22 protein-coding genes are annotated in these 16,289 nt (G+C 71.1%); 7 read left to right on the forward strand and 15 right to left on the reverse strand.

The genetic code is table 11. The features are described from left to right. Positions 1 to 240: 240 nt before the first annotated feature. The 3 genes from AC0HS0_RS02745 to AC0HS0_RS02755 form a co-directional block, all read right to left on the reverse strand. Positions 241 to 1,434, reverse strand: a complete 1,194-nt coding sequence (locus AC0HS0_RS02745; RefSeq protein ID WP_472961488.1) for an MFS transporter — start codon at positions 1,432 to 1,434, stop codon at positions 241 to 243. 127 nt (positions 1,435 to 1,561) lie between these two features. After that, a complete protein-coding gene (locus tag AC0HS0_RS02750) occupies positions 1,562 to 2,164 on the reverse strand; it encodes a hypothetical protein (protein ID WP_472961489.1) in 603 nt (200 codons plus the stop codon). A 110-nt stretch (positions 2,165 to 2,274) separates the two neighbouring features. Next, entirely contained in the window at positions 2,275 to 2,817 is a 543-nt protein-coding gene (locus tag AC0HS0_RS02755; protein ID WP_472961490.1) for a DapH/DapD/GlmU-related protein, read from the reverse strand. Positions 2,818 to 2,904: 87 nt separating this feature from the next. Between AC0HS0_RS02755 and AC0HS0_RS02760 the strand changes: the two genes are divergently transcribed. Next, positions 2,905 to 3,471 (forward strand): GNAT family N-acetyltransferase, encoded by a 567-nt coding sequence (locus AC0HS0_RS02760; protein ID WP_472961491.1) that lies wholly within the window; start codon positions 2,905 to 2,907, stop codon positions 3,469 to 3,471. Positions 3,472 to 3,538: 67 nt separating this feature from the next. Here AC0HS0_RS02760 and AC0HS0_RS02765 read toward each other — a convergent pair whose 3' ends face one another. The 5 genes from AC0HS0_RS02765 to AC0HS0_RS02785 all read right to left on the reverse strand — a co-directional run bounded on the left by AC0HS0_RS02765 (position 3,539) and on the right by AC0HS0_RS02785 (position 6,680). Then, a complete protein-coding gene (locus AC0HS0_RS02765) occupies positions 3,539 to 4,315 on the reverse strand; it encodes an ABC transporter permease (protein ID WP_472961493.1) in 777 nt (258 codons plus the stop codon). Continuing rightward, positions 4,315 to 5,124: an ABC transporter ATP-binding protein gene (locus AC0HS0_RS02770; RefSeq protein WP_472961495.1), complete on the reverse strand. Its 810-nt coding sequence runs from the start codon at positions 5,122 to 5,124 to the stop codon at positions 4,315 to 4,317. The genes AC0HS0_RS02765 and AC0HS0_RS02770 overlap by 1 nt, the downstream gene beginning before the upstream one ends. Further along, positions 5,121 to 5,495 (reverse strand): DUF1048 domain-containing protein, encoded by a 375-nt coding sequence (locus AC0HS0_RS02775; RefSeq protein WP_472961497.1) that lies wholly within the window; start codon positions 5,493 to 5,495, stop codon positions 5,121 to 5,123. Before AC0HS0_RS02775 ends, AC0HS0_RS02770 begins: the two co-directional genes overlap by 4 nt. 1 nt (position 5,496) lies before the next feature. Continuing rightward, positions 5,497 to 5,826 carry a PadR family transcriptional regulator gene (locus AC0HS0_RS02780; protein ID WP_055915209.1) on the reverse strand — a complete coding sequence of 110 codons (330 nt, stop codon included), beginning with the start codon at positions 5,824 to 5,826 and terminating at the stop codon, positions 5,497 to 5,499. A gap of 185 nt (positions 5,827 to 6,011) precedes the next feature. Further along, complete coding sequence (locus tag AC0HS0_RS02785; protein WP_472961498.1) at positions 6,012 to 6,680, reverse strand: alpha/beta hydrolase family protein; 669 nt, start codon at positions 6,678 to 6,680, stop codon at positions 6,012 to 6,014. A gap of 139 nt (positions 6,681 to 6,819) precedes the next feature. Here AC0HS0_RS02785 and AC0HS0_RS02790 point away from each other — a divergent pair, with 139 nt between their 5' ends. Then, positions 6,820 to 7,884: an NAD(P)H-dependent flavin oxidoreductase gene (locus AC0HS0_RS02790; RefSeq protein WP_472961499.1), complete on the forward strand. Its 1,065-nt coding sequence runs from the start codon at positions 6,820 to 6,822 to the stop codon at positions 7,882 to 7,884. 173 nt (positions 7,885 to 8,057) lie between these two features. Here AC0HS0_RS02790 and AC0HS0_RS02795 read toward each other — a convergent pair whose 3' ends face one another. Continuing rightward, entirely contained in the window at positions 8,058 to 8,549 is a 492-nt protein-coding gene (locus tag AC0HS0_RS02795) for a MarR family winged helix-turn-helix transcriptional regulator (RefSeq protein WP_472961500.1), read from the reverse strand. 148 nt (positions 8,550 to 8,697) lie between these two features. Between AC0HS0_RS02795 and AC0HS0_RS02800 the strand changes: the two genes are divergently transcribed. Next, positions 8,698 to 9,003, forward strand: a complete 306-nt coding sequence (locus tag AC0HS0_RS02800) for a hypothetical protein (RefSeq protein WP_472961501.1) — start codon at positions 8,698 to 8,700, stop codon at positions 9,001 to 9,003. A gap of 24 nt (positions 9,004 to 9,027) precedes the next feature. On the opposite strand, the gene tal is transcribed toward AC0HS0_RS02800, so the two are convergent. The 3 genes from tal to folE are packed head-to-tail and all read right to left on the reverse strand — an operon-like array spanning position 9,028 to position 12,010. Next, complete coding sequence (gene tal, locus AC0HS0_RS02805) at positions 9,028 to 10,116, reverse strand: transaldolase (RefSeq protein WP_472961502.1); 1,089 nt, start codon at positions 10,114 to 10,116, stop codon at positions 9,028 to 9,030. Beyond that, positions 10,113 to 11,366, reverse strand: a complete 1,254-nt coding sequence (locus tag AC0HS0_RS02810; RefSeq protein WP_472961503.1) for an NAD(P)/FAD-dependent oxidoreductase — start codon at positions 11,364 to 11,366, stop codon at positions 10,113 to 10,115. The genes tal and AC0HS0_RS02810 overlap by 4 nt, the downstream gene beginning before the upstream one ends. Further along, positions 11,363 to 12,010 carry a GTP cyclohydrolase I gene (gene folE, locus AC0HS0_RS02815; protein WP_472961504.1) on the reverse strand — a complete coding sequence of 216 codons (648 nt, stop codon included), beginning with the start codon at positions 12,008 to 12,010 and terminating at the stop codon, positions 11,363 to 11,365. Before folE ends, AC0HS0_RS02810 begins: the two co-directional genes overlap by 4 nt. An 85-nt stretch (positions 12,011 to 12,095) precedes the next feature. Here folE and AC0HS0_RS02820 point away from each other — a divergent pair, with 85 nt between their 5' ends. After that, a complete protein-coding gene (locus AC0HS0_RS02820) occupies positions 12,096 to 12,749 on the forward strand; it encodes a helix-turn-helix transcriptional regulator (protein ID WP_472961505.1) in 654 nt (217 codons plus the stop codon). A gap of 9 nt (positions 12,750 to 12,758) precedes the next feature. Here AC0HS0_RS02820 and AC0HS0_RS02825 read toward each other — a convergent pair whose 3' ends face one another. The 3 genes from AC0HS0_RS02825 to AC0HS0_RS02835 all read right to left on the reverse strand — a co-directional run bounded on the left by AC0HS0_RS02825 (position 12,759) and on the right by AC0HS0_RS02835 (position 15,167). Next, the gene (locus AC0HS0_RS02825) at positions 12,759 to 13,442 is read right to left on the reverse strand and encodes an MgtC/SapB family protein (RefSeq protein ID WP_472961507.1); all 684 of its coding nucleotides are present in this window, start codon (positions 13,440 to 13,442) and stop codon (positions 12,759 to 12,761) included. A 10-nt stretch (positions 13,443 to 13,452) separates the two neighbouring features. Next, positions 13,453 to 14,853: an MFS transporter gene (locus AC0HS0_RS02830; RefSeq protein WP_472961508.1), complete on the reverse strand. Its 1,401-nt coding sequence runs from the start codon at positions 14,851 to 14,853 to the stop codon at positions 13,453 to 13,455. A 68-nt stretch (positions 14,854 to 14,921) separates the two neighbouring features. Beyond that, a complete protein-coding gene (locus AC0HS0_RS02835; RefSeq protein ID WP_472961509.1) occupies positions 14,922 to 15,167 on the reverse strand; it encodes a hypothetical protein in 246 nt (81 codons plus the stop codon). 80 nt (positions 15,168 to 15,247) lie between these two features. Between AC0HS0_RS02835 and AC0HS0_RS02840 the strand changes: the two genes are divergently transcribed. From AC0HS0_RS02840 to AC0HS0_RS02850, 3 genes are all read left to right on the forward strand, one after another. Beyond that, entirely contained in the window at positions 15,248 to 15,613 is a 366-nt protein-coding gene (locus AC0HS0_RS02840; RefSeq protein WP_472961510.1) for a DUF7882 family protein, read from the forward strand. A 1-nt stretch (position 15,614) separates the two neighbouring features. Further along, entirely contained in the window at positions 15,615 to 15,938 is a 324-nt protein-coding gene (locus AC0HS0_RS02845; RefSeq protein ID WP_472961511.1) for a DUF7882 family protein, read from the forward strand. A 77-nt stretch (positions 15,939 to 16,015) separates the two neighbouring features. Further along, positions 16,016 to 16,261, forward strand: a complete 246-nt coding sequence (locus AC0HS0_RS02850; RefSeq protein WP_472961512.1) for a hypothetical protein — start codon at positions 16,016 to 16,018, stop codon at positions 16,259 to 16,261. The last annotated feature ends 28 nt before the right edge of the window (positions 16,262 to 16,289 follow it).

Genomic DNA, 16,289 nt, shown 5'->3' on the forward strand with positions numbered 1-16,289 from the left:
TCTTCGCGTCGACCTCAAGTAATGCTTCACGCTCGATTCGACGGGCCCAACAATGCCTAACGGTGTCGGAACCCGGTGGAGTTCCGCTTCAACGTGTAGGTCCGCGGGCGGGGTGTTCGTCGCGGAGGAGATCGGGTTGCGGCGCGCCGCAGAAATCCTCCCAGAGGGGCTCAGGGAGGAGATTCCCGGGCGATTCTCCTCTGAGCGTTTCGGGACGACGGCCCGGTTCGTGACCGACGCTCAGTCCTCCGCGGCCGGGCCGGCCTCCCGCAACCCGACGCCGCTGACCGCGGCCGCCGCCGCGGTGATCGCCGCCAGCACCCCGATCCCGGCCGTCAGCCCCACCGCGGTGCCGATGGCTCCCACGATCAGCGGCCCTCCCGCGTCGCCGAGTTCGCGGCCGAGTTCGGCGTTGCCCATCGTGCGGCCCATCCGCTCCGCGAGTGTCGCCGCCGCCAGGTGCGCGTACGCCAGTGGCGTCGCGACGCCGACCGTCAGCCCGGCGAGCAGCGCCGACAGGTACAGCGCGGCCGGATGCGGCCAGAGCAGCAGGAGAAGCGCCACCGCCCCGATAGCGAGGGCGGACGGCACTCCGACGCGCACGGGGAGGCGCCCGCGGTCTCGGAGGCGTCCGGCCAACGGCTGTGCGGAAGCCGACACGACGGCCAGAACCGCGACCGCGCCAGCTGCAGCGACGGGCGGGAGGCCCTCCCTCGTCCCGAGCAGCGGCAGGTAGCCGACCGCGACGCCCAGCAGCGCCGTCGTCGTGGCCAGGGCGAGCGTCGGGAGGAGGAAGCCGCGCTCGGTGGTCTGACGGACGAGGTCGGCGAGGGTGTAGCGCGGGCGCGGGAGCACCGGCAACGCGGGCACGGCGAGGGCGACCCAGATCGTCGTCGCCACCGCGAGGGCGGCGAGGGTGACGTAGAGCGCCCCCAGCCCGGCGAGCGACACCAGGAGGGCACCGATCAGCGGGCCGGCGGCGTAGCCGATGCTCTTCCATGCGCCGTACCGGCCGAAGTAGCGGCCGAGCCGCTCGGCTCCGGCGATCCGGGCCACCGCGCTCGACGACGCCGGCGAGAACGCCGACGCGCCGGCTCCCTGCGCGAACCGTGCGATCGCGACCACCACCGGCGTCGGGCTCACGACCGCGAGCAGGGAGGCCAGCGCGAACAGGATCAGGCCTCCCACGATCACGGGCTTCACCCCGATCCGGTCGCTCAGCGCGCCGAATATCGGCTTCAGCACGACTTCCGCCAGGTCGTACAGCGCGAGCACCAGCCCGAAGGTCAGCAGCGACAGGCCGAGATCCCCGGCCTCCACGCCGAGCGCGGTCGCCACGCCGTGAGCGCCGAACGCGGTCGTGAAACCGGCCAGGTAGAGCGGGGCCAGGGTGGCGGCGCGGGGCGGGGACGTCGGTTCGGGGCGTGCGCTCACAACGTGGAGACTACCGGCGGCCGTCCCATCGAGCTCCCAGAATGCGTGCGGGAAGTGATGTGCGGCAAATGAGGCGATGAGGGGCGTCGATCGCACCATTCGCGGCAAATCTGCGAGCCCGGCGACGCTACTGCTCCGTCGTCAGCGGCGCGTACCCGATCGTCGTCTGCAGCCAGATCCAGCTGCCTCCCGTGCTGCCGCGCACCAGATCGACGTGCAGCGTCTCGTCCTGGGCGATCGCAGCGGTGCCGACGTGAAGGGTGCGCACTTGCGGCTGGTCCAGCGTCCAGCTCGCCGGCACCGCGCCGGTGTTGGGCGACGCCTCCAGCGTCACTGTCGCGCCCAGGTCGAGGAAGAAGGGGACGACGGTCCAGGCGATGTCGTAGGCGCGGGGTTCGGTGATGCCGAAGTCCGCAGGGGTGAAGCGCAGTGAGATCCGGAACCAGTCCGGAGGCTGGTTGGCGTGGACGTCCCACGAGTAGAAGAACGCCGGGTTGAGATCGGGGGCGAAGAGGATGTCGCCGGTGGCGATGGCCGAAGGGAGGGTGAGGTTCACCCCGGTGCCCAGGTTGCGGGCGAGGTGCCCGGCGTCGATCGTGGCGATGGTGCCGGGGAACTCGCTCACCGGCGGCACGCCGGCCAGCTGGCCGCGGAGCCGGTCGGCGAAGTCGGCGAGCTCCGAACGTTCCGGCCGCCGAGACCTGCTCGGCGGGTTCGTGATGTCGTCCATGGTGCCGCACCCTACGCCGCGACGACGCTCATGGCGCTACCTGGCCCTGTGGATTTGCGCCGAATGAGGCGAGGGGCGCCCTATCGCACCATGTGCCGCAAATCCGAGGCTCAGAACTCGCGCAGCACGCGGCCCTTCGGGCCCGCGACGAGGGTGCCCGCCGGCACGTCGTCGGCGACCACGGCTCCGGCCGCGATGACGGCGTCGCGGCCGATCGTCACGCCGGGGAGGATGGTGGCTCCCGCGCCGATCCACACGTTTTCGGCGACGTCGATCGGGCCGCCCGTCAGCCAGACGCGCCGGTCCTCCACGTCGACCGGATGACCGACGGTGATGAACGTGACCCGGGGTGCGACCATCACGCGCGGCGCCAGTCGGATGCCGGCGTAATCGAGGAATGTGCAGTTCTGATTGATGAAGACGCGCTCACTCACGTCGAGGTTCAGCCCGTGGTCGGTGAAGAACGGCGGGTAGATCGTCACCCGGTCCGGCAGGGGCCTGCCCAGGAGCTGCTCGAACAGCGCGGCCTTTTCCGCCTCGTCGTCGAACGGCAGCACATTGAGCCGCGACGTCAGCTCGGTCGCCCGGAGCACCCGCTCCGACATCGCCTGGAACTCGGGGGAGTGGATGCGCATGAGGAGGTCGCTGGACACTCGACGATCCTCCCGCCGAGCGCCGCGACCCGGGCGCGGGACACGCCAGCCATGCTCGCTGTCGGTCCTCCGCGCTACCCTCGGGGCATGTCCATCGAGGTGCTGCCGGCGACCGGTCGCTGGGACGATTTTGCCACGTTCATGGTGCCGCGCAAGCCGGGAGGCGGCGGCTGCGTCTGCATGTCGTACCGGGACGCACGGCTCGGGATGCCCGAGCGCATCGACTACATGCACCACGAATGCGAGACCGAGCCGGGGCCGGGCGTGCTGGTCTACGCCGACGGGGAGGTCGCCGGCTGGTGCTCGGTGGCACCCAAGTCCACCTACCGTCGCCTGATGAACTCCCGCACCATCCCGCACGTCGATGAGGAGCTCGACCCGTGGTCGATCGTCTGTTTCGTCGTGCGCGGAGGCTTCCGCAAGCGGGGACTGATGCACGACCTCCTCGACGGCGCCGTCGAGCACGCGCGCTCGAAAGGCGCGGCGCTCGTGGAGGGCTACCCTGTCGAGACCCGCGGCGAGCGGGTGGATGTGATAAGCGGCTACGTCGGCACCGTCGAGCTTTTCGAGAAGCACGGGTTCAGCAGGCTCCAGGCCACCGACGCGCACTCGGGCGGCAGCGTCCGCTGGATCATGCGGCGCGAACTCGGCTGAACGACAGAACGGCCGCCGACCCTTCAGGTCGGCGGCCGTTCCGCAGCCGGAGGATGGAGGCCCCGGCTCACCCGCGGCTGATCCGCCGCCGGTAGATGGACATCGCGAAGCCGTAGGCGACGACGAGGATGCCGACGCACCAGGCGAGAGCGATCCAGATGTCGCCGCTGACCGGCTGCTGGGCGAACAGCGCCCGGATGGTGTCGACGATCGGCGTCACCGGCTGGTTCTCGGCGAACCAGGCGACCGGCGCCGGCATGCTGCTCGTGGGGACGAACGCCGAGCTGATGAACGGCAGGAAGATCAGCGGATAGGCGAACGCTCCTGCGCCGTCCACGCTCTTCGCCGACAGGCCGGCGATGACGGCCACCCAGGTCAGCGCCAGGGTGAACAGGACGAGGATGCCGGCGACCCCGAGCCAGGCGAGCACGCTCGCTCCGGTGCGGAAGCCGATCAGCAGCGCGACCAGGACGACCAGCGCGACCGAGATCAGGTTGGACACCAGCGAGGTGAGCACGTGAGCCCACAGCACGCTAGAGCGGGCGATCGGCATGGACTGGAACCGTTCGAAGATCCCTCCCTGCAGGTCCATGAACAGGCGGTACGACGTGTACGAGATGCCGGACGCGATCGTGATCAGGAGGATTCCGGGCAGCATGTAGTTCACATACGACCCGGAATCCGGACCGGTGTCGATCGCGCCGCCGAGGACGAACACGAACAGCAGCATGAGGGCGATCGGTGTGATCGTGACCGTGATGATGGTGTCCAGGCTGCGCGTGATGTGCTTCATGGACCGGCCGGTCAGGACCGTGGTGTCGGCGACGAACGTTGCGGTGGACATCAGGACTCCTTGGTGGTCTCGGGGGCCGCGGTCTCGGTGGAGGCCGACGGTCCGACGATGGCGAGGAACACGTCCTCCAGGCTGGGCTGCTTCTCCACGTACTCGACCTGGGTCGGCGGGAGGAGCTGCTTGAGTTCGGCCAGCGTGCCGTTCGCGATGATGCGGCCCTCGTGGAGGATGGCGATGCGGTCGGCGAGCTGCTCGGCCTCGTCGAGGTACTGCGTGGTGAGCAGCACCGTGGTGCCGCGGCCGGCGAGGCGCTTGACCGTCTCCCACACCTCGATGCGCGCCTGCGGGTCGAGCCCGGTGGTGGGCTCGTCGAGGAACACCACCGGAGGCTCGCCGATGAGGCTCATCGCGATGTCGAGCCGGCGCCGCATGCCGCCCGAGTACGTACCGACCTTGCGGCCCCCCGCGTCGGTCAGCGAGAAGCGGGCCAGCAGGTCGTCGGCGATGCCGGCGGGGTTCTTGAGGTGGCGGAGGCGGGCGACCAGGATGAGGTTCTCGCGTCCGGTCAGGACCTCGTCGACGGCGGCGAACTGCCCGGTGAGGCTGATCGACCTCCGCACATCGTCGGCCTGGCGGGCGACGTCGAAGCCGTTGACCGTCGCGGTTCCGGTGTCGCCCCTGAGCAGGGTCGACAGGATCTTCACCGCGGTGGTCTTGCCGGCGCCGTTCGAGCCGAGGAGGCCGAAGATCGTCCCCTTCTCGACTTCGAAGTCGACGCCGCGCAGCACGTGCAGGTCTTTGTAGGACTTCTCGAGGCCGCGCACCTGGATGGCCGGCGCGGCGACAGCGGTCGGGGTCATGAATCCTTCTCCTGGGTTCGTTCGGCCGCCTCGACGGCCTCGGTGAGACGGGCGCGCTCCTTGTCGATCCAGCGCGTGCCGAGGTAGGCGGCGGCGAACTCGTCCGCGAACTCGACCGGGTCGTCGCCGACGATCTCGCGGATCGGGGTGCCGTCGGTGGCTGCACGCTCGAAGAGGTCGACGAAGTCGCCCATCATCGTCATGATCGTGTCGCCGTCGACGATGCCGCCGTTGTACATGAGGTAGCGGTTGACTGCTTTGGCGACGCCGTTGTAGGGCTCGGGGAGAGCCTCCAGGCGGGCCTTGAGCTGCCGGTACTGCTTCTTCTGCTCGAGCGATCCGGTGACCAGCTCGATCCACTTCGGTGCCATTTCAGTTGCCTCCATCTCGGAGCTGTTCGATCCGTTCTGCGAGGAAGCTCCAGGTCCTCCAGAATTCTTCGAGGTATTCGCGTCCCGCTGCGTTGAGCGAGTACACCTTGCGGGGCGGTCCCTTCTCGGAGGGGACCTTCTCCACGTCGACGAGGCCGCGCTGCTCCACTCGGACGAGCAGGGCGTACACAGTGCCCTCGGCGATGTCGTCGAAGCCCTGGTCGCGCAGCCACGAGGTGATCTCGTATCCGTATGCGGCCCTGCTCGACAGGATGGCGAGGACGATGCCCTCGAGCGTGCCCTTGAGCATCTCCGTGGTCTGCTTGCCCACGACCTCCTCCTAACTACTCAGTGCTGTTGACTACCACTAGATAGTAACGCCAAGTACCACTACCTAGCAACACCAAATAGCAATTTCTTTTCGCGAGCGCAGCGAGCGACGTCGAAGGGCACGTCGTTGTCGCTTTCGACGCGCCAAAGCGACAACGACGTGCCCTTCGCGAAGAGGGGGAGGGGCTACCGCGCGGCGAGCACCTCGTCGACGAACGCGGCGGTGGTCGACACGACAAGCTCGCGCACGTCGCGCGCCGTGAGCGGGGAGGCCTTGAGTGTCTTCATCCCGTGGTCGGCTCCGGCGACGGGCACGACGCGCACGTTCGCGTGATCGCCGGGCGCGGCGTCCACCTCGGCGCGCAGAAGGCCGGCGCCGCCGAAGGTGTCTCGATCGCCCTGGAGCACCAGCACCGGGACGCGGGGCGTCAGCAGCTCGTCCAGACGGGTGGCCTCCGGACGGCCCGGCGGGTGGAGGGGGAACGCCAGGCACACGACTGCGGCGGCTCCCGTCTCGGCTGCCGTGCGGCACGCGACGCGGGCGCCGGCGCTGCGTCCGCCGACGATGACAGGGAGGCCGTCCGCGAGCTCCGCGACGACGGGCGCGGCCTCCAACCAGGCGGCATCGAGCGCGGGAGGCCGGGAGGCGACACGCTTTCCCGCGACCCGCCAAGGTTGCTCGAACCGCGCGACCGTGATCCCGGCAGCGGGGAGCGACGCGGCGAGCGCGGTCAGATCGGCGGCGCCGATGCCGCCGCCCGCGCCGTGACCGAGCCAGAGCAGCGCGCGGGGATGTTCGGCAGGCGCGACGACCAGCCGGCCGGGCCCGGCGGAGGTCGGAACATCCACATCCACGCCTCGAACGCTAGCGGGTGTCGTGCTGCCGCCGCATCCTCGATCGGCTGCGCCGCGCCGATATAATCAGTGGTACGCCAACAGTTGCGATTGCGCAATAGATTCCTTTGCGCAAGCGCACGGATCGGGGGACGTGCGGATGAGCCTGACCAGCCAGCTGGGAATCGACGTGCCGGTGGTGCTGGGTCCGTTCGGGGGGCTGTCGTCCGTCGAGCTGACCACGGCCGTGAGCGAGGCGGGGGGCCTGGGGTCGTACGGGCTCTACGGCTTCGACCGCGACCGCATCCGCGCAGTGGCCGACGACCTCCGGTCGCGCACGGGGCGCCCCTTCGCCCTCAACCTGTGGCTGCCGCACCGGGAGCGGGGCGAGCACGACCCCGCGGCGTTCGATCGCGGCGAATTCGACCGCGCCGTCGAGGGGATGGCCGAGCTCTACGCGGAGGCCGGAGTGCGGCCTCCCGAGTGGCCCGTCGCCCCGCTGCCGGACTTCGACGAGCAGCTGGAGGCCGCCCTCGACGCCCGGCCGGCCGCGCTCAGTTTCGTGTTCGGCGTTCCCTCGGCCGCGACGGTGGAGGAGGCGCACCACCGCGGTATCGCCGTCATCGGCGCCGCGACGACCGTCGCCGAGGCGCGGGCGCTGGAGGCCGGAGGCGTGGACGCCGTGGTCGCCTCGGGTCTGGAGGCCGCGGGCCACCGGCCGTCATTCCTGCTCGCGTCGGAGCGGAGCCTCGTCGGCGGGCTCTCGCTCATCCCGCAGGTCGTCGACGCCGTCCGCATCCCGGTGATCGCGGCCGGCGGGATCGCCGACCGCCGCGGAGTGGCCGCCGCCTTCGCGCTCGGAGCGTCCGCCGTCCAGGCGGGCACCGTCTTCCTCGCGACGACCCAGTCGGCAGCGCCCGGCATCCACCGCGAGCGCATCCGCACCGCGCTGGCCAATGACACCGTGCTCACCCGCGCCATGAGCGGTCGGGTCGCCCGGGGCCTCCCGAATCGCGCGGTGCGGGCGATCGAGACGAGTCGGGCCGGCGCGAGCTTCCCGCTGCAGAACATCCTGACCGGCGTGTTCCGTCGCGCCGCGCAGGCGCAGGGCGACCGGCCCGAGCTGCTGTCGCTCTGGATGGGTCAGAGCGCAGGGCTGTCGCGGTTCGACGACGCGGCGGACGTGTTCGCCGAGCTCGCGGCGGGGGTGCCGGATGTCTGGTGATGCGCTTCCGGCGCATCACGCGGCTCGGCCCGCCGATCCCGATACGGACGGGGCGGAGGGCGGCGACGCCGCGTGCTGGCTCGCCTCCGTGTGCCCCGAGTGCGGAGCGTTCCGCGAGGCGCCTGGGCCGTGCGCGCGGTGCGGCGCCGAGCCTCCCGCCTGACGGCGTCGCGCTAGACGCCCGCGGTGCCCGGCAGGATCAGGGTGAACCGGCCGTCGGCGTCCGGCAGGTCTCCGGCCGCGCGCGCGAAGGCGCGGAACGACGCGACGGCGACGGTCCGCTCGTCCGGTTCCATCTCGGCCAGGACCTCTGACAATGCGGTGCGGCGGTGACCGATGACGCGCTGGACCAGTTCTGAGCCCGCCGGCGTCAGGGCGACGCGCACGAAGCGGCGGTCGGCCGGGTCCTCCGCGCGATGGATGAGACCGGCGCGGACGAGCTTCTCGCAGGTGCGGGTGGCGTTGGAGGCGTGCACGCCCAGCTCGGTCGCGACGTTGCCGAGGGTCTGCGGCCCGTGGGTGGCGATCATCACCAGCACGCGCAGCTGCGGCGACGTGACGATGTCCTCGACTTCGGAGACGGACCGCGCGGCGACGCGCATCATCACGTCCGCGGCCTGGAGGGCGGCGTCGACGTCTCTGGCGTGCTGGTCGTCGTGACTCACCCTCTAGTTCTACCGTGCATCGCCTCCCGTGTGCACGGAAGCGAGGCTGTGACGGAGGTGCGAGGCGCCTCCGAGTGCCGCGCCCGCCCTTCCCCGCGAGTCCCGATCGGAGGATAATTGCGACGTCGCAACTAAGGAGGCGATCGACATGGTCGAAGCACAGGAACGCGACGCGGTCGAGGGCCGGTACACCCAGACCGAGCCCGAGGCGGCCGAGGGCCGCGCCGTCCACGGTCAGTACACCGAGGGCGAAGGGCACGCCGGGCCCGACACGGAGATCGCGGGAGCGTACGTGGGCTCGCAGCGCGAGGGGCGGCCTCCCATCGTGAGAAGCACCCATCAACGCAGCGGGAACTACCCGAAGGCGGACCACGAGGCGCATCACGAGCACAAGGACACCGAGCACAAGGACACCGAGCAAAAGGACACCGAGGAGAAGGAGGCCGAGGAGTAGACGGCGGCTACGCGACGATCCGGGTCAGCCCTGGACCGCCGCGACCAACCGCCCCCACGACTCGCCGAACGCGTCGATCCCGGCGCGTTCGAGTTCTGTCGTGACCGCGTCGAGCGGCACCCCGATCCGCCCCAGCTCGTCGAGCGTCGCGCGCGACTCCGCATAGCTGCCCCGGATGGTGTCCGGCCGGATCGTGCCGTGGTCGTGCAGTGCCTCCAGCGTCGCCGTCGGCACGGTGTCGACCACGTCCGGGGCGACGAGCTCCTCGATGTACCGGGTGTCGCGCATCTCCGGGTCCTTCACTCCGGTGGAGGCCCACAACGGGCGCTGCGGGTGCGCGCCGCGCGCGGCGAGTTCCTGCCACCCGGGCAGCACCAGGGACTCCTCGTACGCGGCGTACGCCAGCCGTGCGTTGGCGACGGCGGCGAGCCCGCGGAGGCCGTCGGCGACCGGCCCGCCGATCGCGTCGAGCCGCCGATCCACGGCCACATCGACCCGGGAGACGAAGAACGACGCGACGGACCGGATGCCGCCGGGGTCGATCCCCGCCGCCACCGCCCTGGCCAGTCCGGCCCGATACGCCTCCCGCACCTGCCGGTAGCGGTCGAGCCCGAACAGCAACGTCATGTTGATGGAGGCGCCTTCGGCCGTGGCGTCCTCCAGTGCGCGGACGCCGGCGTCGGTCGACGGGATCTTGACCAGCAGGTTCGGCCGGTCGACGAGGGCGCGCAGCTGCCTGACCTCCGCGAGGGTGGCCTCCGCGTCGTCGGCGGCCTCCGGAGTCACCTCGATGGACACGAATCCGTCGGCCCCGCTGGAACGCTCGTGCACGGCGAGCAGGATGTCGCAGGCAGCCCGGACGTCGGCGGCGACGATCGCCAGCGCCGCATCGCGCGGAGCGGCGCCCGATCGCCGGAGGTCGGCGAGCTGCTCCGTGTAGGCGTCCGGATGCTTCTCGACGGCGGTGGCGAAGATCGTCGGGTTGGTCGTGATCCCGGTCACGTCGCGGTCGGCGATCAGCTCGGCGAGCCGGCCCGAGCGGATGTCCTCCCGCGAGAGGTCGTCGAGCCAGATGCTGACGCCGGCGTCGCGGAGGTCTGAGGTCGCGGTCATGACGCCGCCCGCCGCTCCACCGCGAGCTCTCCGAGCGGGAGGTCGGGATCGCGCAGCTGCCCGCGCGTGACCGGAACACGGGAGGCGACGAGCGCCTTGATGTCGTCGTTGACGTCCCAGACGTTCACGTTCATGCCGGCCACCACCCGGTCGTCCCGCAGCCAGAACGCGATGAACGAGCCGGACGTGCGATCGCCGCGGTAGACCACCTCGGCTCCCCGGGTGAGCGGCGCGAAGCCGGCGTACTCCATCCCCACGTCGAACTGGTCGGTGAAGAAGTACGGCACGGCGTCGTGCTCGACGCGCTCGCCGAGGAGGGCGTGGGCGGCGGTCGTGCCGCCGTCGATCGCATTGGCCCAGTGCTCGCTGCGCAGCCGCGCGTCGAGGAAGGGGTGCACGGCGAACGCGATGTCGCCTGCAGCCCATACGTTCGGCGCGCTGGTCCGCAGCGACGAGTCGGTGAGCACTCCGTTGCCGACCGCGAGGCCCGCGTGCTCGGCCAGCTCGATGACGGGCACAGCGCCGACGCCGACGATCACGACGTCCGCGGGCACGACTTCGCCGTCGGCCATCCGCACTCCGGTGGCGTGGCCAGCCTCGCCGGCGATGGAGTCGACCTCCACCCGGGTGCGGATGCGGATGCCGTGCGTCGCGTGCACGTCGGCGAAGTAACCGCCCAGCTCGTCTCCGATCGCGGCCGCCAAGGGCACGGGATCGCGCTCCAGGATGGTGACTGCGTTGCCGAGCGCGCGTGCGGTGGCCGCGACCTCCATCCCGATCCAGCCCGAGCCGATCAAGACGACTTCGCGTCCGCCGCCGGCGATGATCTCCCGCAGCTTCTCGCTGTCGTCCAGGGTGCGCAGCGAGAGGACGCCGTCGAGTTCGGCGCCCCGGATGGGCAGCCGGCGCGGCGTCGACCCGGTCGCCAGCAGTGCGCGGTCGAACGAGTGGGTCGCCCCGCCCGCGTCGGTCAGCGTGCCGGCCGTCGGGTCGAGGCGTGCGATGCGCGTGCCGAGATGGAGGTCGATGTCGTTGTCGCGGTACCAGACCTCCTCGTGCACGTCGACGGAGGCGCGGTCGTCGGCGCCCGCGAGGTAGCCCTTGGAGAGCGGCGGCCGGATGTAGGGCAGGTGGCTCTCGGCGCCGAAGAGCCGGATGGTCCCGTTGTAGCCGGCCTCCCGCAGGACGGTTGCCGTGGTCGCGCCGGCGAGGGAGGCGCCGACGATCGCGATCTCGGACGGCGCGGTCATCGTTCGGCCCACCCGCCGGAGGATGAGCGGCGCCCGACGTCGAACCGCCGTGCTCCCGACTCTGCGAGCTCTCCCGTGAAACGGGATGTGCGGGTCAGCGCGCCCGGAGCGCGAACGCCTCGTACCGCCATGCACAGGTGCTCGGCCTCGAGCACGACGCCGACGCCGCGCGGCTCCAGTTCACTGTCGAGCCAGTCGGCGACCTGCACCGTCAGCCGCTCCTGCAGCTGCAGGTCGCGCGAGAAGTGCTCGACAGCGCGGGCGAGCTTCGAGAGGCCGAGCAGCCGGTCGCCGGGCAGGTAGCCGACGTGCGCGACGCCGCGGAACGGCAGCAGGTGGTGGGCGCACAGCGAAGTGAACGGGATGTCGCGCACCAGGACCAGGTCGTCGTACGCCTCGTCGTTCGGGAAGGTGGTGGGCCGCAGCGGGGGAGCGTCCAGCAGCTCGGCGAAGGCGGCGGCCACGCGCCGTGGGGTGTCGGCCAGCTGCGGGTCGGCGGTGTCGCGACCGAGCGCGGTCAGGAGGTCGGCGATCGCGGCCTCGGCGCGCGGCCGATCGATGGCGCCGGTCCAGGGCCCGGGCAGCGGGTCGTGGACGGGATGGAGCGGTGGGTCGTCCTCGTGGGACTCTGTCGTCAGCGACATCGTGTCCTCCTCGTGCGTCTGCGGCGAGCGTACGTACGTGTGGTTTCTTTTGTCAAGATATACTTTTTTAGAGTAGGATGAACGCATGACCGACGACGATCTCACCGCGGTCGCGGCCCTCGCCGAGCCCGTGCGCCGCGAGTTGGTGCGCCTCCTGGAGGCCGCGGGGGAGCCCCTGGGCCGCGACGAGCTCGCGGAACGCGTGGGCGTGCCGCGCGCCACGGCGGCGTTCCATCTCGAGAAGCTGGTCGACTCGGGAGTGCTCATCGCGGAGTTCCGGCACCGCGGTGACAAGCGCGGGCCGGGCTCGGGGCGTCCGGCGAAGTTCTACTCCCTCGCCCGCGACGAGTTCGCCGCCGCCGTCCCTCCGCGCCGCTACGACCTCGCCGGCGAGCTGCTCGCGAGCGCGGTCGAGCTCTCCGACAGCACCGGGCGACCCGTGCGCGAGTGCCTGTTGAGCGTCGCGGCCGAGTCCGGCGCGCAGCGGAGCGACGCCGACCGGCCGTTGGACGACACGCTCGGCGATCTCGGTTACGAGCCCGTCGACGACGAGCAGGGCGGCTACGTGCTCGCCAACTGCCCGTTCCACCGGCTGTCGAGCCGTCACACCGACGTGATCTGCTCGGCCAACGTGGCATACGTGGCGGCGCTGAGCGCCGGCGCGAGCGATCCGCGCGAGACATGGTTGGAGCCGCTGGCGGGCGGCTGCTGCGTGCGCGTCGGGCCGCCCGCCGGCTGATCCCCTCGCTCAGCCGCGCGCAGGCCCCGAGGTCACGCTCACCACGCCGTCGATCGCGCCCAGCTCCGCGAGCAGCCGGTCCGCCTCCCTCTGCTTGCCGCGCACGTGCACGGCGAGCTCGAGGTCGCGGTCGGAACGGCGACGCAGGTCGTCCACGCGTGTGTGCACGCCCGCCGCGGCGAGACGGTCGAGCACGGCGCCGAGCTCGTCGCCGGTGGCGCTGAGCCGCACGAGCAGCCGATTCTCCGACCGTCTCCGGAGCAGCCGCTCGGCCGTCGGCAGGGTGCCGACCGCGACCAGGTGCAGTGCGGTGCCGGCGACGGCGAGCAGGGGGAGACCGGCGCCGCATGCCATCCCGACCGCGGCGGTCACCCAGATGGAGGCCGCCGTGGTCAGCCCGACGACGTTGCCCCGGTTGACGAAGATCACGCCGGCGCCGACGAAGCCGATCCCCGTGACGACCTGTGCGGCGATCCGGGAGGGGTCGACGGGCCCCAGCCCGAGGGATGCGAAACCGTACGCCGACACCAGCGTGAACAGTGCGGCGCCGAGCCCGACCAGGATGTGCGTGCGCAGTCCGGCGCTCTTGAACTGGCGCTCGCGTTCGACGCCGATGATCGCGGAGAGCACGAATGCGAGCAGGAGGAGCAGCAGCTGGTCCGCCAGCGCCCCCGTGCCCAGCCACACGCTCATGGGCGGGAGTCTAGGAGGGTGCGGCCTCCGTGGCACCCCCGGCGCGGCCGCGTGGCCGCACGAACACGAGGAGGCACAGGTGCACGACCGCGAGGGCGCTGGCCACCGCGACGACGGCGAGCCAGCTGCCGGCGGTCGTCCCGGTGCTGAAGAGCAGGCCGAGGACCGTCGTCGCGACGATCGCCCCGACATAGCGGGAGGTCTGGAAGATCCCGGCGGCGACCCCCGCGTCCTGCGGGCGGGCGGCCGAATAGAGCGCCTGGTTCATCGCGATGCTCACCACGCAGTACGGGATGCCCAATGCCGCGGTCAGCAGCAGCACGACCCACGGGGTGGTCGTCGCGGCGGCGAAGCCGAGCAGCACGGCGCCGACGATCAGCGCCGAGGCGCCGGCCAGCAGCGTCGGGCGCAGCCCGACACCCTCGATCGCGCGCGCCGCCAGCGGGGTGACCGCGACGGTCACCGCCGCGAGCGGGAACATCAGCAGCCCGGTGATGCCGGCCGAGTAGCCGCCGTGCTCCTGCAGGTACTGCGGGAGGCCGAAGAACGCGGAGTAGTAGACCACGTTGAACACCGCGAAGCAGAGGTAGACCATCAGCAGCCTGCGGTTGGCCGCCAGCAGACGCAGGTCGAGGAACGGGTGCGATGTGCGCAGCTCTCGCCAGACGAAGAGCGCCGCGGCGATCGGCACCACGGGAAGAAGCCACCACAGCGGCTGCGGGCGCAGGTCGAGCAAGAAGATCAGGAGCGCGGTGAGGGTCGCGATGAAGAGCAGGATGCCGGGCACGTCCGACTCGGCGACGGTGCGACGCAACGGCGTCCGCTCGCGCGCGGCGTCGCGCGGCGCGAACACGCTCACACCGACGAAGGCGAGCGCGGCGAGCGGCACGTTGACCCAGAAGATGGCCTGCCAGCCGAGGAACGTCACCAGCAGTCCGCCGAGCACCGGGCCGATCGCGGCGCCGGAGGTGTTGGCGATCTGAATGCGTCCCAGCAGCCGCGGCGTACCGACCGTGCTCCCGGCCGCGACCGTGCGCAGCATGGCGATGGCCGACGGGAACGCCGTGGCCGTGCCGATGGCGAGCGCGACGCGTCCGGCGCACACGGCGGCGAACGACGTCGCGAACGGGGTGGCGGCGCACGCAAGCGCGACCACCAGCATCCCGAAGACGAACAGCCGGCGCGGGCCGAACCGGTCGGCGAACCGGCCCATGAGCGGCTGCCCCGCGGCGGAGGCGAGATAGAACGAGGTGACGACCCAGGTCACCGTCGTGACGCTCACCTGGAAGTCGCGCTGCAACGGCACCAGCGCGACGGCGATCATCGACGAGTTGAGCGGGTTGAGCAGGGTGCCGAGGCTGAGTGCCGCCACCGCCCACCCGGCGCGGGCGGGGGAGGAAGCGTCGGTCACCTGACCACCCTACGCGCGCGCGGAGGCACCGCCGGCGGCTGCTGCGGCCGTCGGCTCGGTCGGCCGCGTCAGCCGTCGAGGTCGGCGGTGGTGAGCGGGATCGTCGACCGATACGGGTACGCGGGCATCGACGAGAACTCCTCGTCGTCGTCCAACTCGTACACGTCGTAGGCGAGCGCGCCCGCGAACGTGGTGGCGACCCGGATCTCGCCCGGTGGACAGCCTCCGATCAGGGGCACGACCACGACACTGTCCAGGGTGCGGCCGTCCTCGTACAGAAGTGCCGCTTTGATGGTTCGCGTGAGAGCGTCCATGGCCGGACTTTACGCCGGGCCGCCGGGATCACTTGACGGCGCGCGGGAGGACGGCGAAAGTGTGAACTGGAGAGGACGCGATGGGAACGCTGATCTACGACGGAGCCGACGGCTTCACGTTCGACGACCGGGTGCTCGCACATCTGCAGGCGGTGATCGCCACGAAGCTGCGCCGACGAGAAGGGTTCCTGCTCCTGTGGGCGGACCGCACGTCCGGAGCGGAGCCGACCTTGCGGTCGATCTGGCTCGACCCCTCGATCAGCGTCCAGTTCGTGTTCGCGCACCCGCAGCTGCCAGAGCTCAACCGGGAGTGGCTCTCGATCCTCACCGAGAAGGCGAACGGCAACGGCGGTCTGATGCTCGAAGACGAGTTGCGCGCGGAGATCCGCGAGGAGGTCCCCGAGGGGACGTACCGGGAGTCCCGACCCAAGCGTCAGGCCGACTGACATGGGCAAACTGATCTACGGCACCAGCCGTGAGTACGAATTCGACGACCGCACGCTCTCGCACGTCAAGATCGCTCTGGTGACCAAGCTGCGCCGCCACGAGAGCTTCCTCCTCAACTGGGAGATCCCGGCGGAGCAAGGTGGAGGCCGCATGAGCCTCTGGATCAGCCGGGAGATCCCGCTGGCGTTCGTGTTCAACGGCAGCCGGCCTCCCGCCCTCAACGAACGGTGGATGGAGGCGCTGCTGCACACCAGCCAGCGCACGGGCGGGATGGTCGTCATGCCGGAGGAAGCCGCGGAGAGCGGCGAGTTCATGGACCGCTGACGCTGCCTGCTCGTCGAAGGTCTGAATGCCCGCTGCGAGGCAGCGTCGAATCGCCGAGATCGGCCTACCATCGAAGCATGGACAAGGTGGAGAGCCGGCTCGGCACTCGCGCCGAGCGTGCGGCCGAATGGCTGGACGCCAAGCTGCTCCCGGTCCTCGGCCCGCCTCCGCTCGGCCCGTACGGCCAGGAGGCACCGAGGACGGAAGCCGCGACGTGCCCGCTCTGCACCCGCCGGATCGACGAGCACACGATGGAGCGCGACCACGGTCACGCCTTCCTCGTCTGCCCGTCGCCCGCACGGACGCAGTTGCAGGTCGAATGAGCGACAGGCGAGGAGCACTTGCGGCACG

The sequence above is a fragment of the Leifsonia sp. PARNA 1/14 genome (assembly GCF_055720965.1).